Annotated in this window: 20 protein-coding genes; 16 read left to right on the top strand and 4 right to left on the bottom strand. The window is 59.5% G+C overall.

The features are described from left to right. Positions 1 to 8: 8 nt before the first annotated feature. The 3 genes from QSK43_RS05710 to QSK43_RS05700 are packed head-to-tail and all read right to left on the bottom strand — an operon-like array spanning position 9 to position 2,154. Positions 9 to 1,166 (bottom strand): glutathionylspermidine synthase family protein, encoded by a 1,158-nt coding sequence (locus QSK43_RS05710; RefSeq protein ID WP_332302601.1) that lies wholly within the window; start codon positions 1,164 to 1,166, stop codon positions 9 to 11. A 1-nt stretch (position 1,167) separates the two neighbouring features. Further along, entirely contained in the window at positions 1,168 to 1,743 is a 576-nt protein-coding gene (locus QSK43_RS05705; protein WP_332302600.1) for a DUF1190 domain-containing protein, read from the bottom strand. A 9-nt stretch (positions 1,744 to 1,752) separates the two neighbouring features. Further along, positions 1,753 to 2,154, bottom strand: a complete 402-nt coding sequence (locus QSK43_RS05700) for a DUF350 domain-containing protein (RefSeq protein WP_332302599.1) — start codon at positions 2,152 to 2,154, stop codon at positions 1,753 to 1,755. A gap of 638 nt (positions 2,155 to 2,792) precedes the next feature. Here QSK43_RS05700 and mraZ point away from each other — a divergent pair. Genes mraZ through QSK43_RS05635 form a run of 13 tightly spaced genes read left to right on the top strand, consistent with a single transcriptional unit; the run spans position 2,793 to position 17,013 of the window. Beyond that, the gene (gene mraZ / locus QSK43_RS05695) at positions 2,793 to 3,233 is read left to right on the top strand and encodes a division/cell wall cluster transcriptional repressor MraZ (protein WP_003513235.1); all 441 of its coding nucleotides are present in this window, start codon (positions 2,793 to 2,795) and stop codon (positions 3,231 to 3,233) included. 14 nt (positions 3,234 to 3,247) lie between these two features. Beyond that, positions 3,248 to 4,273 carry a 16S rRNA (cytosine(1402)-N(4))-methyltransferase RsmH gene (gene rsmH / locus QSK43_RS05690; protein WP_332302598.1) on the top strand — a complete coding sequence of 342 codons (1,026 nt, stop codon included), beginning with the start codon at positions 3,248 to 3,250 and terminating at the stop codon, positions 4,271 to 4,273. A gap of 1 nt (position 4,274) precedes the next feature. Continuing rightward, positions 4,275 to 4,829 carry a cell division protein FtsL gene (gene ftsL, locus QSK43_RS05685; protein ID WP_332302597.1) on the top strand — a complete coding sequence of 185 codons (555 nt, stop codon included), beginning with the start codon at positions 4,275 to 4,277 and terminating at the stop codon, positions 4,827 to 4,829. Then, positions 4,829 to 6,571, top strand: a complete 1,743-nt coding sequence (locus QSK43_RS05680; RefSeq protein WP_045023688.1) for a peptidoglycan D,D-transpeptidase FtsI family protein — start codon at positions 4,829 to 4,831, stop codon at positions 6,569 to 6,571. Before ftsL ends, QSK43_RS05680 begins: the two co-directional genes overlap by 1 nt. Positions 6,572 to 6,630: 59 nt before the next feature. After that, positions 6,631 to 8,100, top strand: coding sequence for a UDP-N-acetylmuramoyl-L-alanyl-D-glutamate--2,6-diaminopimelate ligase (locus QSK43_RS05675; RefSeq protein WP_332302596.1), 1,470 nt, complete (start codon positions 6,631 to 6,633; stop codon positions 8,098 to 8,100). Next, the gene (locus QSK43_RS05670; RefSeq protein WP_045023690.1) at positions 8,097 to 9,530 is read left to right on the top strand and encodes a UDP-N-acetylmuramoylalanyl-D-glutamyl-2,6-diaminopimelate--D-alanyl-D-alanine ligase; all 1,434 of its coding nucleotides are present in this window, start codon (positions 8,097 to 8,099) and stop codon (positions 9,528 to 9,530) included. The genes QSK43_RS05675 and QSK43_RS05670 overlap by 4 nt, the downstream gene beginning before the upstream one ends. A gap of 23 nt (positions 9,531 to 9,553) precedes the next feature. Continuing rightward, positions 9,554 to 10,654: a phospho-N-acetylmuramoyl-pentapeptide-transferase gene (gene mraY, locus QSK43_RS05665; RefSeq protein WP_045023692.1), complete on the top strand. Its 1,101-nt coding sequence runs from the start codon at positions 9,554 to 9,556 to the stop codon at positions 10,652 to 10,654. 3 nt (positions 10,655 to 10,657) lie between these two features. Then, positions 10,658 to 12,067, top strand: a complete 1,410-nt coding sequence (gene murD, locus QSK43_RS05660; RefSeq protein WP_332302595.1) for a UDP-N-acetylmuramoyl-L-alanine--D-glutamate ligase — start codon at positions 10,658 to 10,660, stop codon at positions 12,065 to 12,067. 4 nt (positions 12,068 to 12,071) lie between these two features. Further along, positions 12,072 to 13,226 (top strand): putative lipid II flippase FtsW, encoded by a 1,155-nt coding sequence (gene ftsW, locus QSK43_RS05655; RefSeq protein WP_045023696.1) that lies wholly within the window; start codon positions 12,072 to 12,074, stop codon positions 13,224 to 13,226. Positions 13,227 to 13,232: 6 nt separating this feature from the next. Continuing rightward, entirely contained in the window at positions 13,233 to 14,369 is a 1,137-nt protein-coding gene (murG, locus tag QSK43_RS05650) for an undecaprenyldiphospho-muramoylpentapeptide beta-N-acetylglucosaminyltransferase (protein ID WP_332302594.1), read from the top strand. Further along, positions 14,366 to 15,781, top strand: a complete 1,416-nt coding sequence (gene murC / locus QSK43_RS05645) for a UDP-N-acetylmuramate--L-alanine ligase (protein WP_045023698.1) — start codon at positions 14,366 to 14,368, stop codon at positions 15,779 to 15,781. The genes murG and murC overlap by 4 nt, the downstream gene beginning before the upstream one ends. Then, positions 15,778 to 16,743: a UDP-N-acetylmuramate dehydrogenase gene (gene murB, locus QSK43_RS05640; protein ID WP_332302593.1), complete on the top strand. Its 966-nt coding sequence runs from the start codon at positions 15,778 to 15,780 to the stop codon at positions 16,741 to 16,743. Before murC ends, murB begins: the two co-directional genes overlap by 4 nt. A 6-nt stretch (positions 16,744 to 16,749) precedes the next feature. Then, complete coding sequence (locus QSK43_RS05635; RefSeq protein WP_332302592.1) at positions 16,750 to 17,013, top strand: hypothetical protein; 264 nt, start codon at positions 16,750 to 16,752, stop codon at positions 17,011 to 17,013. Between the two features lie 168 nt (positions 17,014 to 17,181). Here the strand turns inward: QSK43_RS05635 and QSK43_RS05630 are convergent, their stop codons facing one another. Further along, positions 17,182 to 18,486: an MFS transporter gene (locus QSK43_RS05630; protein WP_332302591.1), complete on the bottom strand. Its 1,305-nt coding sequence runs from the start codon at positions 18,484 to 18,486 to the stop codon at positions 17,182 to 17,184. A 541-nt stretch (positions 18,487 to 19,027) separates the two neighbouring features. Here QSK43_RS05630 and QSK43_RS05625 point away from each other — a divergent pair. From QSK43_RS05625 to ftsA, 3 genes are read left to right on the top strand one after another with little or no spacing between them, the layout of a single operon-like run. Further along, positions 19,028 to 19,954 (top strand): D-alanine--D-alanine ligase, encoded by a 927-nt coding sequence (locus QSK43_RS05625; protein WP_332302639.1) that lies wholly within the window; start codon positions 19,028 to 19,030, stop codon positions 19,952 to 19,954. Further along, the gene (locus QSK43_RS05620) at positions 19,942 to 20,874 is read left to right on the top strand and encodes a cell division protein FtsQ/DivIB (protein ID WP_442967782.1); all 933 of its coding nucleotides are present in this window, start codon (positions 19,942 to 19,944) and stop codon (positions 20,872 to 20,874) included. Before QSK43_RS05625 ends, QSK43_RS05620 begins: the two co-directional genes overlap by 13 nt. Continuing rightward, complete coding sequence (ftsA, locus tag QSK43_RS05615; protein ID WP_332302590.1) at positions 20,871 to 22,202, top strand: cell division protein FtsA; 1,332 nt, start codon at positions 20,871 to 20,873, stop codon at positions 22,200 to 22,202. The genes QSK43_RS05620 and ftsA overlap by 4 nt, the downstream gene beginning before the upstream one ends. Positions 22,203 to 22,222 lie beyond the last annotated feature (20 nt).

Raw genomic sequence — 22,222 nt, 5'->3', positions numbered from 1 at the left:
GCACGAGATCATCCCTCAATGATGTGAGGAACATAACGCGAGAGATTTGCGGTTATGGGAGACACGTCCTCGCGAATGCCAAGTCCGCAGGCGCGGTCGCCGACGATCCAGCTTCCAAGCACGGCGTAACCAAACTCGCTCTTGAACAATGGCGCATAGGCCTGGATGATATAGCCCTCTTCGCCATAACTTCCCCGTGCGGACAAAACCTCGCGTCTGTTGCGGAACAGGCTGACATTTTCTCCTTCGCGGGACAGCAGTGGTTTCACCACATAATCCCGCAATTCGTATAGATCAGGATCATCGGGGAAGAAGCTCGGCAGCAAATTCGGGTGGTTTGGATGTCGCTGCCAAAGCATGGGCAACAGACCTTTGTTCGATAAAACAGCTTTCCAGGCGGGTTCGACAAAAATCGCGCTCTGCATGGGGAGTTGCGCAGCAAAAGATTCCCGGAGCATGAATTCCCAGGGATAAAGTTTGAAGCAGCGTTCGATGAGGCGATTCTGCAGATCGGCATAACGCCCGCTCGCATCGATGCCGATTTCGCTGATATCGAGGAACTGAGCCCGGTGGCCCGCCTGAATGGCGCAGTCCATCAGATAGATCGTGGTGCCATAATCTTCCGGGTTGTCGCTAACCGCCGCGAAATGAAAAATTCGGTCATTCGAGAATTGCCCGAACGCCTCGACCAAGCTTTCCTGAACCGAATTGAACTGATCGGTTTCCGCAGCGATCGTTCCGAGAGCGATCTGATCTGTAAGCCAATTGTACTGAAAATATGCCGTTTCAAAAACGGAGGTGGGCGTGTCGGCGTTATATTCGAGTAATTTCGCGTGACCGGAGCCGTCATATGCGAGATCAAAGCGGCCATAGAGGTGGCGGTCCCCCCGTTCCCACGAAGCGCTGATGACATCATGGTAGTCGCGGGGAATAGCGAGGCGCTCCAGCGCTTCCTCGCTTTTTACGATGTCGGCGACCAGATCCAGGCACATTTCGTGCAGCATCTGGCTTGGCGCTTCGATGCTCTCTTCAATCTCCTCGATTCCGAAGCAATAGGCTGCGTCATCCACCCAATATGGTTCGCCATGCATTTCATGAAACGAGAACCCGACCGCGTTGGCCTTCTCACGCCAATCCGGGCGCGGCGGGATCGAGATGCGCCGCATGTCACCCTCCGGAAAAGAATCCGCTGCCAAATCCGCTGCGGCCCGTGACGTTCGTCTTCGAGTTTAGCGGTTTCACATTGGTAAAGTCCGCCTGGCCCGAATTTTTCGCGCTGGGATCAGGTGTAACAAGGTCGCCGTTGCGTTTTTTATAGACTGAAATTGCGGAGCCGGAATCCGAATCACGGCGCCCCTCCTGTCTACGGCGATATTTGTCGTAGTCCTCGATGCTCTGGATACCCGCAGGCAAGATAAATCCGACCGGTGTCGGCGTGAAAATGCTGTTGCCGATAGAATTGTTGACGAGGGGCGTTTCTTTTTGCACCGAGCAATTTCTTGCACCGTACTCCATCTCACATGCGACCATGTTCCGATATCTCGGTGCGGTGGCGAGGTGAGACTGTCTGGCATCTTCCGCTGCGACCCGGCAAACCTCAGGGTTGATCTTTGAGGAAATGCACTTATCGGCGGAGAAATAGAGGGTGTCTTCGTTCGGGGAGCAGGTTGTCAGCGCGAGGCCTGTCGCGGCAATCGTACCGATGCTGAGGTACGGGTGGTTTCCTATCCAGCGTTTGGGCATAACCGTTCCTCAGTAAGTCATGCAGGCAGCGTTCAGGGTCCCGATCACCACGGCGATGCCACCGCTCCAAAGACCGGCTGCGATGTTTCCTTCGGTGATTTTATGGTGAAGATCGGTCATTGTGAGCTTGGCGATGTAAAACGCCAGAACTTGAACCAATATGCCGATCACAGCCCAAATTATGTAGTCAGGCAAGCTGACAGAATTGGCAGCGGCTGAAGCCAGCGGCAAGCTGAACCCTATCAGAGCCCCGAGAAAAGCGACAACTGCTGAAGTATTGCCAGCCTTGATGAGCTCCACTTCGCGATGGGGTGTCAGGCGGGTATAAATTGCAGAAAAAACGGCGAAACAAACCAAGCCGATCGTGAAATAACTTAGAAAGGCGGGCAGGCCCGCCACATAACCTGACATCATTATATCTCGCAATACTCATTTAAAACGCAACTTTAAGAACGTAAAATCAATTGAAAGTTTAAAAAGTCAAGGCCGATGCGCAACAATTAAAATGTGCCGAGAACTGGCTAGTTAAACAACGCACATAAGCATCTTGAATACTGTTCAGTGCTTATGGTGGGGAACTGAGAGGCCGCCTGAAATTAACCCGCCTGAATGACGTGGCGGCAGGCTTGGTCGCTTTTGAATGCAAGAGAGAGCGTGTTTCTGCCGGCAGAACCGTTTACGGATGCAACCCTTCACGCCACTGTTTTTCCCGAACAAAACCGGCATTTTTACGCGGTTTCGTATCGCTACGGATGACATGTGGGGGCGCCAAGTAAACCATTCGTTAAACTTAACGGCTTATGAATTTCCGATGCGAAGTCGGCATCGTGCGGGCTTCTCCCATTGACGCCCATAGTGTCCCATGGTATCCCAAATGCACACCACACTGGGTCGTGTTTTTGACCCGCAATCGCTGAAACGAGTGAGGAGCCTGCAAGGGGCTGCTACAGGGCATGTCGCCCTGGCGCTTGGCGATGTGTCGTGCGTACCGGTGTTATCTGTGGGGCGGGTGATCTGCTTTGCGGAAAGCGGTTTTGGTGAGTTGAGTAATGGACCGCTTTTTATCGAACGTAACGAACAGGATCGACGCCAAGGGGCGCGTTTCGGTTCCGTCTCCGTTTCGTTCGGTGCTGGCGCAGCGTGGCATTCAGGAGCTTTATTGTCTTCAGGATTTCGCGTTCCCGGCAATCAGTGTCGGCGGTCCGGATTTGCTGGAACGCTACGAGCGGCAGATTGCGTCCATGGATGCTTTCTCGCCGGAGGCGAACGCAATGTCGCTGCTGGTTCACGGCGGCGGCGTTTTCATGAAGCTCGACCAGGAAGGTCGATTGATGGTGACGGATTTCGTCCGGGAGTTTACCGGCATATCCACCGATGTCACCTTCGTTGGACGAGCGGATCATTTTCAGCTTTGGCAACCGCAGGCGTTTTTGGCGGCGCAGGCGGCAGCAAGAGCGGGGCGCGGTTTTTCGGCTGCACGCCCCGCATAGGACGGGGACACGGAATGACGGCGAATTCTGGCGGGCGATCTTCTGATGCCGGTGACGGACCTCAGCGTCATATCCCGGTATTGCTTCGCGAAGTGATCGCTGCGCTCGAACCCGCATCCGGAAAAATCATCCTCGACGGCACTTTCGGCGCCGGCGGCTACACCCAGGCAATTCTCGACCACGGTGCCAACGTCATCGCGCTCGACCGCGATCCGAACGCGATCGCCGGCGGCCAGGCCATGGTTGCCGCAAATGGCGGCAGGCTTGTCCTTATTCAATCGCAATTCTCCGATCTGGCCGCGCATGCGCCGGAAGGCGGCCTCGACGGCGTGGTTCTCGATATCGGCGTTTCCTCCATGCAGATTGACGAGGCCGAGCGCGGGTTTTCCTTTCAGAGGAACGGTCCCCTCGATATGCGCATGTCCAGTTCCGGCGTCTCGGCGGCGGATGTGGTCAATCGTGCCAAGGTTGGCGATCTTATCCGCATCTTCGGTTTTCTCGGTGAGGAAAAGCAGCCGGGCCGCATCGCCCGCGCCATCGAGAAGAGGCGGGCGGATGAGCCCTTCCGCACCACGCGCGATCTGGCGGGCCTCATAGAAATCGTTACGCCGCGCAAGGCGAAAGACAAGATCCATCCCGCAACACGGGTGTTTCAGGCGCTACGCGTTTTCGTCAATGACGAGCTGGGCGAACTGGCGCAGGCCCTGTTTGCCGCCGAACGGGCTTTGAAGCCCGGCGGTCGTCTGGTTGTCGTCACGTTTCATTCGCTCGAAGACCGCATCGTCAAGAAATTCTTCTCCGAACGTTCCGGAAAGGCTGCCGGTTCCCGCCATCTGCCGATGGTGGAAGACAAGCCCGTCATTTTCGAAAATATCGGCAAGCCGATGATCGCCGCAAGCGACGAGGAGGCGGAGATCAATCCACGCGCTCGTTCGGCCAAGCTGCGCGCCGGCCTGCGGACGACGGCGCCGGCGCGTGCTGCGGATTTTTCGATTTTCGAGCTTCCCGATCTCGCCAGCCTTGAAAAAATGGGAGGCTGACATGCTGCGCACGTTCGATGTCGTGTTGATGGGGGTCATGGTCGCTGCGGCTGTCGTGACCTATTCGATCAAGCACAAGACCGATCTGAAGCTGGAGCAGGTTCGCAAGCTCGAGACTGAAATCAAGCTCGAAAAAGACACGATCGATCTTCTGCGGGCCGACTGGGCGCTGCTGACGCAGCCGAACCGTCTGCATCGTCTCGTGAATGCCTATCAGGACGAGCTTGGTCTTTCACCGACGCTGCCCACACAATTGGCGCAGCCGCGCGAACTTCCCATGCTGCGCTCGCAATTGCCGCAGCCGCCCGAGCCGGAAGGCATGAGTGTTGCGGATGTCATCGCCGCCGCCGTCAACGGTTCGAAACCCGGCGCGACGCTGGGCGGGGCCGCCAAAAAGAAATCGCCGCCCGCAGGCCAGATCGCCGTCAACGGCGCTCCTGTTCCGACACCAAGGGCGCGCGTTTCCCGTTCCACGGCGGCTCCGGCCGTCTCTGCTGTCGCAGGCGATGAAGACGGCGATATGGATGCAACCATGACAGGATCGGTGAACCGCTGATGTCTTTTCTCTCCCGCGCCATGGTTTTGAAGAGCAAGGCTCACTTTTCCGCCAGCACCAACGGTGTTCATACGGACCATGCTGCTTTCGAGGGCGCCCGCAAGAAGAGGGCGACCCAGGCGAAAAGCCGGGTCGGCCTTATCTTTTTCGGCTTCATTGTTTTTTACGGCATCGTTGGCGGACGTCTGGTGCAATACGGTCTTGCCGAGCAGGAAACGGTTTCGAGCATCGCCCCCGCTGACCGGCTGATGGCTTCGCGTCCCGACCTTCTCGACCGTAACGGCGAGGTGCTGGCGACCGATATCCGCACCGTCTCGCTGTTTGCCGAGCCGCATCGCATCGTCGATATCGACGAGGCCATCGAAAAACTGCGCACCGTCCTGCCGGACCTCGACCAGCGCGGCACCTATCAGAAGCTTTCCTCCAATTCGCGCTTCCAGTGGCTGCGCCGTCAGCTGACGCCGAAGCAGCAGAGCCAGATCCTTGCGCTCGGCATTCCCGGCGTCGGTTTCCGCCCGGAAAAGCGCCGCTTTTATCCCGGCGGCCCGACAGCCGCCCATATTGTCGGTCACGTCAACATCGACAATCGCGGCGTGGCCGGCATGGAACGTTATGTCGATAGTCAGGGGCTTGCCGATCTGACGGCGCTTGGCATGACCAGCGATCAGCCGCTGGAGCCGGTGAAGCTTTCGATCGATCTGCGTGTGCAGTCCATCGTGCGCGAAGTGGTCACTTCCGCCATCGCCAAGTTCCAGGCAATCGGCGCGGGCGCCGTGGTCATGGATGTGCACACCGGCGAAATCCTCGCCATGGCCTCGGTGCCGGATTATGATCCGAACAACCCGGCCGAAGGCGCGAAGGAGGGCTGGCTCAACCGCATGTCGAACGGCACGTTCGAAATGGGCTCCACCTTCAAATCCTTCACCATCGCCATGGGTCTTGATTCGGGCCGTGTCCGTCTTGGCGATACTTTCGATGCGCGGTATCCGATCCGCATCGGCGGTTTCACCATCAAGGACTTTCACGGCAAGGGACGGCTTCTTTCCGTGCCGGAAATCTTCCAGTTCTCGTCCAATATCGGTACGGCCAAGATCGCCGATACGGTCGGCACGGAAGGCCATAAGGAGTTTCTGACGCGGCTCGGACTTTTGACCCGCATGCAGACGGAATTGCCGGAAGTGGCGATGCCGTCGCAGCCGCGCGAATGGAAGAAGATCAACTCCATCACCATCTCTTTCGGCCACGGCGTTTCGACGACGCCGCTGCAGACGGCGGTTGCCGGTGCGGCACTCGTCAATGGCGGCAAGCTGATCGAACCGACTTTCCTGCCGCGCACTCGCGAGCAGGCGGATCTGGTGGCCAAGCAGGTTCTGAAACCCACCACCAGCAAGGACATGCGTTTCCTGTTCGAATGGAACGGCGTCAACGGTTCCGGCCGCAACGCGCGTGTCGATGGTTTCAACGTCGGCGGCAAGACGGGCACGGCGGACAAGGTCGTCAACGGCCGTTACGTGCACGACAAGAACTTCAATGCCTTCCTGTCGGCATTCCCGATCGACAATCCGCAATATGTGGTGCTGACCTTCATCGACGAACCGAAGACGGACAAGGGCAATGGCGCGGCACTTGCCGGTACGTCTGCGGCGCCGATGGTGCATGATATCATTACCCGCACGGCGGCGGTGCTGGGCGTGAAGCCGAATTTCGGCAAGGATGGCTCGGCCTTGCTCGTGTCTTATTGATTGTTAGAGCTTATGATGTTCCGGCGATTCGCGCCGGGGGGACAAGACGGACACAGTCGATGAATTTGCGAGATATATCCGGGGCGGCGTTTCCGGAATTGAATGAATTGCTCCTGTCTGAGATCGGGGCGATCGAAATCGGGGGGATAACCGCAGACAGCCGCAGGGCTGCGCCCGGCAGCCTGTTCGTGGCGGTTGCGGGAACCAAGGCGGATGGCGCGGCGTATGTGCGGGACGCGGTCGCCAAGGGTGCGGTCGCCATTGTCTCCGGACATGCGCTAGACGCCGATGTGCCGGTGCTTTCCGTTACGGACCCGCGCCTCTATCTTTCGCTTGCCGCTTCCCGTTTTTACGGAAAACAGCCTGAAACCATGGTTGCCGTCACCGGTACTGCGGGAAAGACGTCCGTTGCCTCCTTCGTGCGGCAAATCTGGGCTTTCGCTGGCCATGCCGCCGCACAGATCGGTACGACGGGCGTGATCGCTCCCGGTCGCGAAGATTACGGTGCGCTCACCACGCCCGATCCGGTAACGCTGCATGCGCTTCTGGCCGAGCTTGCCTCCGAAGGTGTGACACATGCGGCCATGGAGGCTTCGAGCCACGGCCTCGACCAGCGTCGTCTCGATGGCGTGAAGCTCGCTGCCGCCGGGTTTACCAATCTCGGCCGCGACCACATGGATTATCACCCGACAATCGAGGACTACATGGCCGCGAAGATGCGGCTGTTCGACACGCTGATGGAAAAGGGCGCGCCTGCGGTGATCTTTGCCGACGATCCGTGGTCGGAACAGGCAATCCGTGCGGCGCGCGAAGCGGGTCTCGATGTGCGCACCGTCGGCCGCAAGGGCGATTATCTGACATTGAAGCGGGTAGAGCATTTCCGCCACAAGCAGCTGATCGAAGTGCATCATGACGGCGTGATCCACGAGGTCGACATTCCTCTGGCCGGTGATTTTCAGGTGGCCAATGCGCTCGTCGCTGCCGGTCTTGCCATGTCCACCGGCGTTTCCGTCGCAACTGCCATGAAGGCGCTTGAAAAGCTGATCGGCGCTGCCGGTCGTCTGGAACTTGTGGGCCAGACCAAAAACGGCGCGCTTGCCTATGTGGACTATGCCCACAAGCCGGATGCGCTGGAGAATGTGCTGACCTCGGTCAGGCCCTTTACCTCCGGTCGTATCATCACCGTCTTCGGCTGCGGCGGCGACCGTGACAAGGGCAAGCGCCCGATCATGGGCGAGGTTGCGACACGCCTTTCCGACATCGTCATCGTCACCGACGACAATCCACGTTCGGAAGACGCCGCAACGATCCGTTCCGAGGTGATAGTGGCGGCGCCGGGTGCATTGGAGATCGGCGACAGGGCAGAGGCGATCCGCCATGCGGTATCGCTGCTTTCGAACGGCGATACGCTGATCGTCGCGGGCAAGGGGCATGAAGAGGGGCAGATCGTCGGTTCCGTGACGCTGCCGTTTTCCGATCATGAACAGGTGCGCGCTGCGCTGGCAGGGCTGGAAGGATTGAAGATTTGAATTGGTTATGGACAGTCGCCGAGATGATCGCCGTGACGGCAGGGCGTCCCGTCGGGAACCTGCCGGCCGGGATCACCGGCATTTCCATCGACAGCCGGACTGTCAAAGCCGGCGAGGCCTTTTTCGCGATCAAGGGCGACCGGGTCGACGGCCATGACTATACGAGTTTTGCCGTCGCCAACGGGGCCGGTCTTCTGGTCGTGGCCGAAGGCAAGCTGCCGGCTCTTGGCCGCCTGACCGTGCCGATGATCGTCGTGGAGGATGTTCTTGCCGCACTCGGCAAACTCGCCATCGCGGCGCGTGAAAGAACCACGGCGCGGATCATCGCGGTGACCGGTTCTGTCGGCAAGACGACGACGAAGGAGATGCTGCGGCAGGCTCTGGAGCCCTCGGGCAGGGTCCATGCGGCGGTGGCTTCCTTCAACAACCATTGGGGCGTGCCGCTGACGCTGGCGCGCATGCCCGCCGACACCGAATTCGGTGTGTTCGAAGTCGGCATGAACCATTCCGGCGAGATCCGCCCGCTGGTCAAGATGGTGCGGCCGCATGTGGCGATCATCACGACGATCGCAGCGGCCCATCTCGGCAATTTCAAGAACATAGAAGAGATCGCCAGCGCCAAGGCGGAGATATTCGAAGGGCTGGAGGAGGGCGGTTCCGTCATCCTCAACCGCGACAACGCCCAGTTCGAGCAACTTGAAGAAGCGGCGCAGGAGCAGGGTATCGAGCATATCCTCACCTTCGGCCAGCACGCCAAGGCGGATTTCCGGCTTGCCGATTTCGAAAGCACGCCCACCGGCTCGACCATCTGGGCGATCCTGAACGGCGAGACGAGCGAATTGCACCTGAACGTTCCGGGCCGGCACATTGCCGACAACGCCATGGCCGTGCTGGGTGCCGTTGCCGTCACCGGCGCCAATCTCGACCGTGCCTTCGAGGCACTGGGAACGCTTGAGGCGGTGAAAGGGCGCGGCCAACGCCATCGCCTGACGATAGATGGCGGGTCCTTCCTGCTGATCGACGAAAGCTACAACGCCAATCCCGCCTCCATGCGGGCGGCGATTGCCGTGCTTGCGGAAACGGAGACTCAAGGTTATGGCCGGCGCGTTGCCGTTCTCGGCGACATGCTGGAGATGGGCGAATTCTCGGCTCGGCTGCATGAGGAACTGGCGGGACCGCTGCTGGCGGGAGGTATCGAACATGTCTGGCTGGCGGGGGAGGCGATGGCCGCCCTTCGCGATGCGCTTCCGGACAGCGTGACGGTCATCTGGTTCCCGACAACGGCGGAACTTGCCGATTTTGCCCTGCAATGGGTGCAACCGGGAGACGCGCTGATGGTAAAATCGTCACTTGGGCTGGGTTTCGGCAAGATTGTCGCGGCACTGCTTGACAAGTATCCGGCATTCCCCGAGACGGAACGCCACGTCTGAAATAGCCTTTTGAAAGGGCAATTATGCTGATCTGGCTCGTCGAACTGTCGGATAAAATTCAACTCTTCAACCTCTTCCGGTACATCACCTTCCGGACGGGTGCGGCGATGTTCACCTCCGCGTTGATCGTCTTCCTGTTCGGACCGGCGATCATCAACTCGTTGCGCGTGCGCCAGGGCAAGGGCCAGCCGATCCGCGCCGATGGACCGCAGACCCATTTCAAGAAGGCCGGAACGCCGACCATGGGCGGGCTGATGATCCTTGCCGGTATCCTTGGCGGTTCGCTGCTGTGGGGCGACCTTTCGAATGTCTATGTCGTGGCCGTTCTGATGGTGACGCTCGGCTTCGGGGCGATCGGCTTTTACGATGATTATCTGAAGGTGACGAAGCAGAGCGACAAGGGTTTCTCGGGTAAGGCGCGCCTCGGTATCGAGTTCGTGATCGCGGCGATCGCCGTTTTCTTCATGATGAAGATGGCGCTTGCTTCCGCGCCGCATGGCGGCACGCTCGGAAGCTCCATCGCCTTTCCGTTCTTCAAGGAATTCGTGATCAATCTCGGCTATTTCTTCGTGCTGTTCGGTGCTTTCGTGATCGTCGGCGCGGGCAATGCGGTGAACCTGACAGACGGCCTCGATGGTCTTGCGATCGTCCCTGTCATGATTGCCGCCGCGACTTTCGGCGTGATCGCCTATCTCGCCGGTAACGCGGTTTTCGCCAATTACCTGCAGATCAATTTTGTGCCCGGCACGGGTGAACTCGCCGTCATCGTCGGTGCGGTGGTCGGCGCTGGTCTCGGTTTCCTGTGGTTCAATGCGCCACCCGCCGCAATCTTCATGGGCGATACGGGTTCGCTGGCGCTGGGTGGCCTCATCGGCTCCATCGCGGTCGCCACCAAGCACGAGATCGTCATGGTCATCGTCGGCGGCCTGTTCGTGATTGAAACGCTGTCGGTCATCATCCAGGTGTTCTGGTTCAAGCGTACCGGCAGACGCGTTTTCCTGATGGCGCCTATCCACCATCATTTCGAGAAAAAGGGCTGGACGGAAAGCCAGGTGGTTATCCGTTTCTGGATCATCTCCGTGGGTCTTGCGCTGCTCGGCCTCGCCACCCTGAAGTTGAGGTGAGCGATGATCCCGGTCACGTCGTTTAGAGGTAAGAAGGTTGCGCTTTTCGGGCTTGGCGGTTCGGGTCTCGTCACGGCCCGGGCGCTGGTTGCCGGCGGGGCCGATGTCGTTGCTTTCGACGACAATCCCGATAGCGTCGCCAAGGCGGAAGCCGAAGGCATAACGACAGCGGACCTTCGAACGATAGACTGGCACTCCTTTTCATCTTTCGTGCTGGCGCCGGGCGTGCCGTTGACGCATCCGAAGCCGCATTGGTCGGTCGATCTTGCGCGGGCTGCGGGCGTCGAGATCATCGGCGATATCGAACTCTTCGTTCGCGAGCGCCGGGCGCACGCGCCGGATTGCCCCTTCATTGCCATCACCGGCACGAACGGCAAGTCCACGACGACGGCGCTGATCGCCCATATTCTCACATCGTCGGGCCGCGACACGCAGCTCGGCGGCAATATCGGCACTGCCGTGCTGAGTCTCGATCCGCCGAAAGCGCAACGCTTTTACGTCGTCGAATGCTCATCCTATCAGATCGATCTGGCGCCGACGATCAATCCGACTGCCGGTATTCTGCTCAATCTCACGCCGGATCATCTCGACCGGCACGGCACGATGCAGCATTATGCTGACGTCAAGGAACGGCTTGTGGCCGGCAGCGGCACGGCGATTGTCGGCGTGGATGACAGCTATTCCACGCTCATCGCCGACCGCATCGAACGCGCCGGCGTGAAGGTGGAGCGCATCTCGAAGCGCAATGTCGTTTCCGAAGGTCTTTATGCCGAAGGCAGCCGCATTTTCCGGGCGCATGGTGGCACTTCTTCGCTGCTGGTCGATCTGGACGGTATCCAGACCCTTCGCGGCAGCCACAATGCGCAGAATGCGGCGGCTGCGATTGCCGCCTGCCTTGCCGTCGGCGTTTCCGAAGAGGACGTCCGTGCCGGTCTCAAATCCTTCCCCGGCCTCAAACATCGCATGCAGCCGGTTGGCCGACGCGGTAATGTCACTTTCGTCAACGACAGCAAGGCCACCAATGCCGATGCCGCAGCACCGGCTTTGTCGAGCTATGAGCGCATCTACTGGATCGCCGGCGGCCTGCCGAAGGCGGGCGGCATAGCCAGCCTTTCGCCGCTGTTTCCGCGCATCGCCAAGGCCTATCTGATCGGCGAGGCGGCGGCGGAATTTGCCGCAACGCTCGGCGAGGCCGTGCCTTACGAAATATCCGGCACGCTGGACAAAGCGGTCCAGCATGCGGCGGCGGATGCGGAAAAAGACGCGACGGCCGGAAATATCGTGATGTTGTCCCCGGCTTGCGCAAGCTTCGATCAATATAAGAACTTTGAAATCAGAGGTGATTCGTTCGTCGCGCAGGTTGCTGCGCTCGATGGCATGACGATGCTGGTTCACTCTGGAAAAGGGGGCTGAGGCCATGGTAAGCCGAGTTGATCGCGGTCCGGTCGCGGAGTGGTTCTGGACGATCGACCGTTTCTTTCTGGCGGCGTTCATCGCGCTGATGGGCATCGGCCTGATGCTGTCATTCGCGGCATCGCCGGCGGTTGCCGAACGTATCGGTCTCAACAGCTTCTTCTTCGTGGAACGTCAGGCGATGTTCATGGTGCCGTCGCTGGCGATCATGGTCGGTCTTTCCTTCCTGTCGCCGCGTCAGGTCAGGCGCGTGGCAGTGATGATGCTGATTGCTGCGCTGCTGATGATGATTTTCGCGCTCTTTTTCGGCATCGAGGTCAAGGGCGCGCGGCGCTGGATTTCCATCGGCACCTTTTCGATCCAGCCGTCGGAATTCATGAAGCCCGCTTTCGTCATCGTCTGCGCATGGCTGTTTGCCGAACGGGCGCGCCATCCTGAAATTCCGGGCAATCTTTTCGCCATCATTACCTTCGGCATCGTGGCGGCGCTTCTGATCGCCCAGCCCGACTTCGGTCAGACCATCCTGACATCGGTGGTATGGGGCGGCATGTTCTTCATGGCCGGCGTGCCGTGGTTCTGGATCGTCGTGCTCGGTGGCCTCGGCGTTGCCGGCATCGTCTCCGCCTATCTGCTCCTGCCGCACGTTGCCGGCCGTATCGACCGTTTCTGGACCGGTGAGGGCGATACTTTCCAGGTGGATACGGCGCGCGAAGCGATCATTCGCGGCGACTGGTTCGGTCGTGGACCGGGTGAGGGCATCGTCAAGCGGATCATCCCCGACAGCCATACCGACTTCATCTTCTCGGTGGCGGCGGAAGAATTCGGCATTGTTTTCTGCATGTTCCTGGTGTTGATCTTCGCTTTCATCGTGCTGCGCGGCCTCTCGCACGCCTTCAGGGAAAAGGACGATTTCTGCCGTTTTGCCGTCGCCGGCTTGGTGCTGCAGATCGGCATGCAGTCGATGATCAACATTGGCGTCAATCTGGAACTGATGCCCGCCAAGGGCATGACTCTGCCGCTGATTTCCTATGGCGGTTCGTCGATGATGGCGATCTGCGTCACGGCGGGCTTCCTTCTGGCGCTGACCCGCCACAGACCGGAAAAGAGGGCGCAGGAGCGCAGCTTCTTTCGCGTCGGTTCCGGCGTCCCAGCGGAGTAAATGATTATGAGCAAGGGTATTGTTCTGCTAGCCGCCGGGGGAACCGGCGGCCATGTCTTTCCAGCCGAGGCCCTGGCGCACACGCTGAAAGCGCGCGGTTATCAGGTGCATCTCGTCACCGACAGCCGCGCCGAGCGTTATGCGGGCAAATTCCCGGCGGATGAAATTCATGTGGTGCCATCTGCCACCATCGGTTCGAAAAACCCGATTTCCGTGGCGCGTTCACTGTGGAAGCTGTGGACAGGGTTGCGCTCAGCGCGCCGGCTGATCACGAAGCTGAAGCCGGTTGCGGTCGTTGGCTTTGGCGGTTATCCCACCGTGCCGCCGCTTCTGGCATCCACCGGGCTTGGCGTCCCCTCGATCATACATGAACAGAATGCGGTGATGGGCCGTGCCAACAAGGCGCTGGCTGCCCGTGTGAAGGCGATTGCCGGCGGGTTTCTGCCGCCCGCCAACGGCCAATATTCGGAGAAGACGGTGGCGACCGGCAATCCCGTGCGCCCGGCGGTGCTGGCGGCGTCGGAGATTCCCTATACGCCCTCGCAGACGGGCGAGACCTTCCAGCTCGTGGTGTTTGGCGGCAGTCAGGGCGCGCAGTTCTTTTCCAGCGCCGTTCCGGCGGCGATTTGCCTGTTGAAGGACGAACAGCGCAAGCGTATCGTCGTGACCCAGCAGGCCCGCCCCGAAGACAAGGACAGCGTGATCGCCTCCTATCAGAAGCTGGGCGTCAAGGCGGATGTCTCGCCCTTCTTCGGCGATATGGCTTCGCGCATCGGTGAGGCGGATCTGGTCATCAGCCGGTCGGGTGCTTCGACGGTATCGGAGCTTTCGGTGATCGGCCGGCCTTCGATCCTCGTTCCCTATCCGCATGCGCTGGATCACGATCAGGCGGCCAATGCGGCAGCGCTTTCGGCAGCCGGCGGCGCAAGCGTCATCAAGCAGGCGGAACTGTCGCCGCAGAAGCTTTCCAGCCTGTTATCATCGGCGCTTTCCGAGCCGGATCGCCTCTCTGCAACGGCGGCTGCGGCCAAGGCGACCGGAAAACCGCATGCTGCGGATGTGCTGGCCGATCTCGTCGAGGCGATTGCCGGCGGCCGGTCCGTACAGGAATTCAAGAAGAACATTGAAGGAGTTGAGGCATGAAGATGCCGAAAGCCATAGGCCTTGTCCATTTCATTGGCATAGGCGGGATCGGCATGAGCGGCATTGCCGAAGTGCTTCACAATCTCGGTCATCGCGTACAGGGATCCGACCAGGCAGACAGCGCCAATGTGCAGCGCCTGCGCGACAAGGGTATCGAGGTATTCGTCGGTCATACGGCGGATAATCTCGGTGACGCCGAGGTCGTGGTTGTTTCCACCGCGATCAAGAAGAACAATCCGGAACTCATCGCCGCGCGGGAAAAACACCTGCCGATCGTTCGCCGTGCCGAAATGCTGGCCGAGCTGATGCGTTTCCGCAACGCTATCGCCATCGGCGGCACCCACGGCAAGACCACGACCACCTCCATGGTCGCGACCCTGCTGGAAGCCGGTAATCTGGACCCGACCGTGATCAACGGCGGCATCATCAACGCCTATGGCACCAATGCCCGCATGGGTGAGGGCGAGTGGATGGTGGTGGAGGCCGACGAATCCGACGGCACCTTCCTGAAGCTTCCCGCCGATGTGGCCGTCATCACCAATATCGATCCGGAACATCTTGACCATTACGGCAATTTCGACGCCGTGCGCGCCGCTTTCCGCCAATTCGTGGAGAATGTTCCGTTCTACGGCTTCGGGGTCATGTGCCTCGACCATCCCGAGGTGCAGGCGCTGGTCGGTCGGATCGAGGACCGCAAGGTCATCACCTATGGCGAAAACCCGCAGGCCGACGTGCGCTTTTCGAATGTGCGCATCGACGGCACGCGGTCTATCTTCGACGTGGAAATCCGTCGCCGCCGCACTGGCAGGATATTCTCCTTCACCGACCTCGTGCTGCCGATGCCCGGCCGCCACAATGTTTCGAATGCGACCGCCGCGATCGCTGTCGCCAATCGTCTCGGTATTTCGGAAGCCGACATCAAGAAGGGCCTCGCCTCCTTCGCTGGCGTCAAGCGGCGCTTCACGCTGACTGGCGAAGCCAATGGCGTGCAGGTCTTTGACGATTACGGCCATCATCCGGTCGAGATCAAGGCCGTGCTGGCGGCCGCGCGCGAAGCCTGCAAGGGCCGCATCATCGCCGTGCACCAGCCGCACCGCTACAGCCGTCTTTCCAGCCTGTTCGACGATTTCGCGCATTGTTTTAACGATGCGGACACGATTGTTCTTGCCCCGGTCTATGCTGCGGGCGAAGATCCTATCGAAGGCGCAAGCTCGGAAGCGCTGGTCTCGGCGATCAAGGCCGCCGGCCACCGCGACGCCCGTTTTCTCGAGAAACGGGAAGATCTTGCCTCAGTGGTTGCGGGCATTGCGAACCCGGGTGATTTCGTGGTTCTCTTGGGGGCTGGAAATATCACGCAATGGGCGGCAGTGCTGCCTTCGGAATTGAAGAGCATATCAGGAAAGTCTGAATGAGACAGGTCGATGGGGTTAAATTGCTGGGGAGGCTCGGCGACGGGGTAAATGAGCTGAGGGGACGTCTGACACCGGATGCGCCCATGGACCGCGTGACGTGGTTCAGAGCAGGCGGTCTTGCGGAAGTGATGTTTCAGCCGCACGATGCCGATGACCTTATTGCATTCCTGAAAATTCTGCCGGAAGACGTGCCGTTGACCGTGGTTGGCGTCGGCTCGAACCTTCTGGTACGCGATGGCGGTATTCCCGGTGTCGTTGTCCGTCTGTCCGCCAAGGGTTTCGGCCAGGTGGAGCTTGCCGGTGAAAATCGCCTCAAGGCGGGTGCGATCTGCCCCGACAAACATATTGCCGCGATGGCCATGGATAATGGCATCGGCGGTTTCCACTTTTATTATGGTATTCCCGGCTCCATCGGCGGTGCGTTGCGCATGAATGCGGGCGCCAATGGCGGTGAGACGCGTGAGCGTGTTGTGGAAGTCTATGCGGTCGACCGCCAGGGCAACCAGCATGTGCTCTCCAATGCGGATATGGGTTACAGCTACCGCCATTCCGGCGCCGATGCGGGTCTGATCTTCACCGGTGCGTTGTTCGAGGGCTATCCGGAAGATCGCGCGAAAATCCGCGCCGATATGGATGCCGTGCGCCACCACCGCGAAACGGTGCAGCCGATCCGCGAACAGACCGGCGGATCGACCTTCAAGAACCCCGAAGGCCATTCCGCCTGGGAACTGATCGACGAGGCGGGTGGTCGCGGTCTGGTCATCGGCGGCGCGCAGATGTCATCGCTGCATTGCAATTTCATGATAAATACCGGTCATGCGACCGGTTACGATCTGGAATATCTGGGCGAAACCATTCGCAAGCGCGTGTTCGAGAAATCCGGCATCCGGCTGGAATGGGAAATCAAGCGCCTGGGCCTGTTCATGCCGGGCCGGGAAGTAGAGCCTTTCCTGGGGGCTTGAGGATGAATGGTCGGCGAAGGCGCAACGGTTGAGCAAGAGCGGGAGCGGCGTCGGCTGGACATTGTTTCCAACGAGCGCCGCAAGCTCATGGCCAATGCGCTGGACCGGCTTTCCACGGCGTTTATTGCCTTGGGTGTTGTCGGTCAGGCGTTATCATTGACGCCGACCTCTGCGAGTATTTTCAGTGTCGTCGTGATGACAGGTTGGATTTTGGGGGCAGTCATACTACATTTGATTGCAAGACGTGTGCTTGGAGGCTTGAAAACATGACCTCGCAAATATTCATCTGGTACGTTTTCCCGTGGCTGGTTTCAGCAATAGGTTTGTGCTGGCTGGCCTACGACCACTACAAACATCCGGGACGCTGATTGGCATCCAAATAAAAGCCCGCGAAACAGACGTTTCGCGGGCTTTTTGCTGTCAGGATTTTCTGTTGGCTCAGACTTCGTCCTTGCGGGAAAGCAGGATGCAGCCGAGCGTGATGATGGCGGATACGCAGAGGTAATAGCCGACATATCCCATGCCGTGATTCACCTGCAGCCAAGTGGCGATATAGGGCGCCAGCGATGCGCCGAAGATGCCTGCCATGTTGAAGGTGATGGATGAGCCGGTGTAGCGCACGCGGGTCGGGAAGGGGGCTGCGAGCGCCGTTCCGATCAGGCCGTAGGTCATGCCCATCAGCATCATCGCAAGAGCCGCGAAGACGAAGATCGAACCTTCGCCGCCGGTCATCAGGCTGGGCAGAAGGAAGGAGAACAGGCCGATCAGCACCGTCGTCAGGATCAGGATTTCACGACGGCCGAACCGTTCGGCGAGCTTGCCGGCGATCGGGATGAAGAGGCCGAAGATGATGGAACCGAGGATCTGCACTTCCAGCGCGTCGAGGAACGGGATTTTCAGGACCTTGACGTTGTAGGACAGCAGATAGGCGGTGCCGATGTAGAAGAGCACGAAGGTGGCCAGCGCCACGAAGGTGCCAAGTAAGAGGCTGCGCTTGTGGTTGCGGAACAGCTCCACGACCGGCACGGCGACACGTTCTTCCTTCTCGATCGCCTTCTGGAAGTCAGGCGTTTCGGTGATCGACAGGCGAACCCACATGCCGACAGCGATCAGGATGATCGAAGCGATGAAGGGAATGCGCCAGCCCCAGCTCAGAAGCGCTTCCTGCGACATGAAATGCAGCAGGATCCAGAAGACGCCGGAGGAGAGGAACAGGCCGACAGGCGCGCCGAGCTGCGGGAACATGCCGTACCAGCTGCGTTTGCCAGGCGGAGCGTTTTCCGTGGCGAGCAGGACCGCGCCGCCCCATTCTCCGCCAAGGCCGAAACCCTGACCGAAGCGGCAAAGCGCCAGCAACAGCGGCGCCAGAACGCCTGCTGTCTCGTAGGTAGGTAGAAGGCCGATAACGACCGTCGACACGCCCATGGTCAAAAGGGCGGCGACAAGCGTGACCTTGCGGCCGACGCGGTCACCATAATGGCCGAAAACGACCGCGCCGAGCGGGCGGGCGAAAAAGGCGATGGAGAAGGTCGCGAAAGATGCCAGAAGCGCCGTCATCGGGTCGTTGTTCGGGAAGAACAATGCCGGAAACACGAGCACTGCGGCCGTGGCGTAAACGTAAAAATCGAAAAACTCGATGGTCGTGCCGACCAGGCTGGCAGTGAGAACTCGTGCAGGCGAATTTGTCTTTACAACGTTCGAATTGCCAGCTGTCGGCGATACCGGAGATATCGCGTCAGTCATGGTTTTGGTCCCATTTTTGATGATTGCATGTCATGCCTTGGGAGGCGCTGACTGCGTTAACGCAATTTTTGTTCTTTTGGAATGCTAAAAAAGAAATAATGCAGACAACGTGATCGTCTGGGCGACAGGTGCGGCAACGCCGCCGGGCGCGCAGTCCTGCGGTTGAGAGACTGATTCAGGCTGCCGATTTAAAACGCTGAAACGGCAGATAATTTTCACTGGGGAAAAGCGTCTCCCGTTAACGTTTTCGTCTTGCCTTCTTCAGCGGCAGAGGCCCGTGGAGGCGCGGTTTTATTTCCGATCATTGAAAACCTGCATGTTGCAATCCGTGCAACTCTCTGATTCCAAGGAGGGAATTCGGATCGATGCTGATTCTTTAACAGAACTCGGCATGTTGGGCGCGGCGGTTAACGAAAGTAAACGATTCATTAACCTTAATGGCGTTTAACTGATCCCAAGGATCATGTGCCAGAATCACCGTTCGTTAAATTCGGTCGGTTTCGGTGCGGTTCGTAGCGGAGAATTGGTGTCAGAGGTATCGATGGGCGGCAAGCACGTAGCTGTTCTTTTGGGTGGGTTTTCGTCGGAGCGGCCGGTCAGCCTCTCGTCGGGGGAAGCTTGCGCCCTTGCCCTTGAGGATGAGGGGTACAGGGTCACCCGCGTGGATGTGGGGCGCGATGTCGCGGCCGTACTCGCTGAACTGCGCCCGGACGTCGTCTTCAATGCGCTGCACGGTCCCTTCGGTGAAGACGGCACCATTCAGGGCATTCTCGAATATCTGGCCATTCCCTATACCCATTCCGGCGTTCTCGCCTCCGCACTTGCCATGGACAAGGCGCAGGCCAAGAAGGTCGCGGCTGCCGCCGGCATTCCGGTGGCTGCCGAACGCGTCATGAACCGCTTCGATTTCACCAGCGAACACCCGCTGACACCTCCCTATGTGGTGAAGCCGGTGCGCGAAGGTTCCAGCTTCGGAGTGGTGATCGTCAAGGAAGATCAGTCGCATCCACCACAGATACTCACCTCGTCCGAATGGCGTTATGGCGATCAGGTGATGGTCGAGCGTTACATTCATGGCCGCGAACTAACCTGTGGCGTGCTCGACGGTAAGGCGCTCGGTGTCACGGAAGTGGTGCCGCTTGGTCACAATTTCTATGATTTTGACGCTAAATACGCTGCTGGTGGCTCAAAGCATGTCATTCCGGCAGAAATTTCACCGAAAATTTACCAAAAAATTCAAACACTGGCGGTTATGGCGCATCGGGCGATCGGGTGCCGTGGCGTAAGCCGTTCAGACTTTCGTTACGACGACCGCTTCTCAGAAGATGGCGAAGTTATCTGGCTTGAAGTGAATACGCAGCCGGGCATGACGCCGACCTCCCTGGTGCCGGAAATGGCGGCCCACGCGGGCCGCTCCTTTGGTAACCTTGTCAGCTGGATGGTGGAGGACGCTTCGTGTTTGCGGTGACCGGCAAAAAGTCGACGGCAAAAAAGCGCGAGCAATTCGTGGCGACGGCAAATGCCGACGATCGCATGGTGCTGCCGCGCCCGCTGCGTCGCGTCGTTCGCTTCTGCGTCAGCCTTGCGACCGGGCGCATTCACATTCCCAGCCATACCGGCACGATTTCGGCTGTCGCCTTTTATGCGGTGACGGGACTTTACGGCATGTCGCTTGGCGGACACACAAACATCGTCACGCAGACGACGACATCGGCCGCCGGGTTCGCGGTAGAAGACGTCAAGGTTTCCGGCAATTTGCAGACGTCGGAAATCGACGTCTTTCAGCTTCTCGGTCTAGATGGCAGCACCTCGCTTATCGCGCTTGATATCGACGCCGCGCGCCGCAAGCTCGTCCAGCTTCCCTGGGTAGAAGATGTCGACATCCGCAAGGTCTATCCGAAGACGGTTGAGGTTCGCCTGAAGGAGCGTGAGGCTTTCGGCATCTGGCAGCATGGTTCGGAACTTTCGCTGATCGAAAAAAGCGGCAGCGTGATCGCGCCGCTGCGCGACAATAAATTCGCCGCCCTGCCGCTGTTCGTTGGACGTGATGCAGAAACGGGTGCTGCCGGTTTCGTCGCGCAACTGGCCGACTGGCCCGAAATTCGCAACCGTGTCCGCGCTTATGTTCGCATCGCCGGTCGCCGGTGGGATCTGCACCTCGACAACGGCATCGTCGTCAAGCTGCCGGAAGAAAACCTGCCGCAGGCACTGCAATTGCTGGCGCGGCTCGATCTCGAGGAAAAGGTCCTGTCGCGCGATGTTGCGGCGGTCGATCTGCGTCTGACGGACCGTACCACGATCCAGTTGACCGAAGGCGCCACGGAACGCCGCCAGACGGCTGTCGACGCACGCACCAAGGCTCTCAAGAAGGCGGAGAAGAACACATGAGCTTTTTCGGTTCTTCCCAGTTCGGTCTGCCTCGCCTGAAGCCGCTTTCCTCCAAGCGCAGCCACATCGTTTCGGTGCTCGACATCGGTTCGACCAAGGTCGTGTGCATGATCGGGCGGCTGACGCCGCGTCAGGAAAGCGAAATCTTACCAGGTCGTACCCACAAGGTGGAAATCATCGGCATTGGCCATCAGCGTTCGCGCGGCGTGAAATCCGGCGTGATCGCCGATCTCGACGCGCTCGAAGGTGTGATCCGTCTTTCGGTGGACGCGGCCGAACGCATGGCGGGCCTGACCGTCGATAGCCTGATCGTCAATGTCTCCGCCGGACGGCTGGCGAGCGACATCTATACGGCGAGCATCGATCTCGGCGGCCAGGAAGTGGAAGCGAGCGACCTGCGCAAGGTTCTGGTGGCGGCAAGCCAGCAGTCCATGCGTCAGGATCGGGCGATCCTGCATTCGCTGCCAACGGGTTATTCGCTGGACGGCGAGCGTGGCATTCGCGATCCGCTGTCGATGTATGGCGATCTTCTCGGCGTCGATATGCACGTCGTGACTGTCGAACGCACGGCGCTGAAGAACCTCGAGCTTTGTGTCAACCGCGCGCATCTTTCGGTCGAGGGCATGGTGGCAACGCCCTATGCCAGCGGTCTTGCGGCGCTTGTCGATGATGAAGTCGAGCTGGGCTGTGCGGCCATCGACATGGGGGGCGGCACCACGACGATCTCGGTTTTTGCCGAAGGCCGTCTCATTCACACCGATGCGATCGGCCTTGGCGGCCATCACGTCACCACAGATCTTGCACGTGGCCTCTCGACACGAATCGAAGATGCGGAGAGACTGAAGGTTGTGCATGGTTCGGCATTGCTGAATGGCGCGGATGACCGCGACATGATTTCGATCCCGCCGATTGGCGAAGACGATCGCGATCAACCATCGCAAGTTTCAAGGGCACTTGTTACCCGCATCGTGCGGGCGCGTATCGAAGAGACGCTGGAATTGATCCGTGATCGCATCCAGAAGTCCGGCTTCAGTCCCATCGTCGGCAAGCGCGTTGTCCTGACGGGCGGCGCAAGCCAGCTGACGGGGCTGCCGGAAACGGCACGGCGCATTCTCGCCCGCAACGTTCGTATCGGCCGCCCCATGGGGGTCGCGGGTCTTCCGATTGCGGCAAAGGGACCGGCATTTTCAACCGCCTGCGGACTGATGATCTATCCGCAGGTGGCGGACGTGGAAATTCATGCGGCGCAAGGCGGAATGTTCTCGCCGTTTGGTACGGGTAGCGGCCGGATAGCCCGGGTAGGGCAATGGCTGAAAGAGAGTTTCTGAGTGGCCTCGTGGCGTAAGCC

Source organism: Rhizobium sp. GR12, from assembly GCF_036596185.1.
Classification (GTDB): Bacteria; Pseudomonadota; Alphaproteobacteria; order Rhizobiales; family Rhizobiaceae; genus Agrobacterium; species Agrobacterium nepotum.
Note: the sequence above shows the minus strand (reverse complement) of the source record. Positions and strands in the feature narration are given on the sequence as shown.

Excerpts from the sequence above, each read along its gene's own strand:
- QSK43_RS05710 (WP_332302601.1), bottom strand. The coding sequence starts at position 1,166 with ATGCGGCGCATCTCGATCCCGCCGCGCCCGGATTGGCGTGAGAAGGCC.
- QSK43_RS05705 (WP_332302600.1), bottom strand. The coding sequence starts at position 1,743 with ATGCCCAAACGCTGGATAGGAAACCACCCGTACCTCAGCATCGGTACG.
- QSK43_RS05700 (WP_332302599.1), bottom strand. The coding sequence starts at position 2,154 with ATGTCAGGTTATGTGGCGGGCCTGCCCGCCTTTCTAAGTTATTTCACG.
- mraZ (WP_003513235.1), top strand. The coding sequence starts at position 2,793 with ATGGACCGCTTTTTATCGAACGTAACGAACAGGATCGACGCCAAGGGG.
- rsmH (WP_332302598.1), top strand. The coding sequence starts at position 3,248 with ATGACGGCGAATTCTGGCGGGCGATCTTCTGATGCCGGTGACGGACCT.
- ftsL (WP_332302597.1), top strand. The coding sequence starts at position 4,275 with ATGCTGCGCACGTTCGATGTCGTGTTGATGGGGGTCATGGTCGCTGCG.
- QSK43_RS05680 (WP_045023688.1), top strand. The coding sequence starts at position 4,829 with ATGTCTTTTCTCTCCCGCGCCATGGTTTTGAAGAGCAAGGCTCACTTT.
- QSK43_RS05675 (WP_332302596.1), top strand. The coding sequence starts at position 6,631 with ATGAATTTGCGAGATATATCCGGGGCGGCGTTTCCGGAATTGAATGAA.
- mraY (WP_045023692.1), top strand. The coding sequence starts at position 9,554 with ATGCTGATCTGGCTCGTCGAACTGTCGGATAAAATTCAACTCTTCAAC.
- murD (WP_332302595.1), top strand. The coding sequence starts at position 10,658 with ATGATCCCGGTCACGTCGTTTAGAGGTAAGAAGGTTGCGCTTTTCGGG.
- ftsW (WP_045023696.1), top strand. The coding sequence starts at position 12,072 with ATGGTAAGCCGAGTTGATCGCGGTCCGGTCGCGGAGTGGTTCTGGACG.
- murG (WP_332302594.1), top strand. The coding sequence starts at position 13,233 with ATGAGCAAGGGTATTGTTCTGCTAGCCGCCGGGGGAACCGGCGGCCAT.
- murC (WP_045023698.1), top strand. The coding sequence starts at position 14,366 with ATGAAGATGCCGAAAGCCATAGGCCTTGTCCATTTCATTGGCATAGGC.
- murB (WP_332302593.1), top strand. The coding sequence starts at position 15,778 with ATGAGACAGGTCGATGGGGTTAAATTGCTGGGGAGGCTCGGCGACGGG.
- QSK43_RS05635 (WP_332302592.1), top strand. The coding sequence starts at position 16,750 with ATGGTCGGCGAAGGCGCAACGGTTGAGCAAGAGCGGGAGCGGCGTCGG.
- QSK43_RS05630 (WP_332302591.1), bottom strand. The coding sequence starts at position 18,486 with ATGACTGACGCGATATCTCCGGTATCGCCGACAGCTGGCAATTCGAAC.
- QSK43_RS05625 (WP_332302639.1), top strand. The coding sequence starts at position 19,028 with ATGGGCGGCAAGCACGTAGCTGTTCTTTTGGGTGGGTTTTCGTCGGAG.
- ftsA (WP_332302590.1), top strand. The coding sequence starts at position 20,871 with ATGAGCTTTTTCGGTTCTTCCCAGTTCGGTCTGCCTCGCCTGAAGCCG.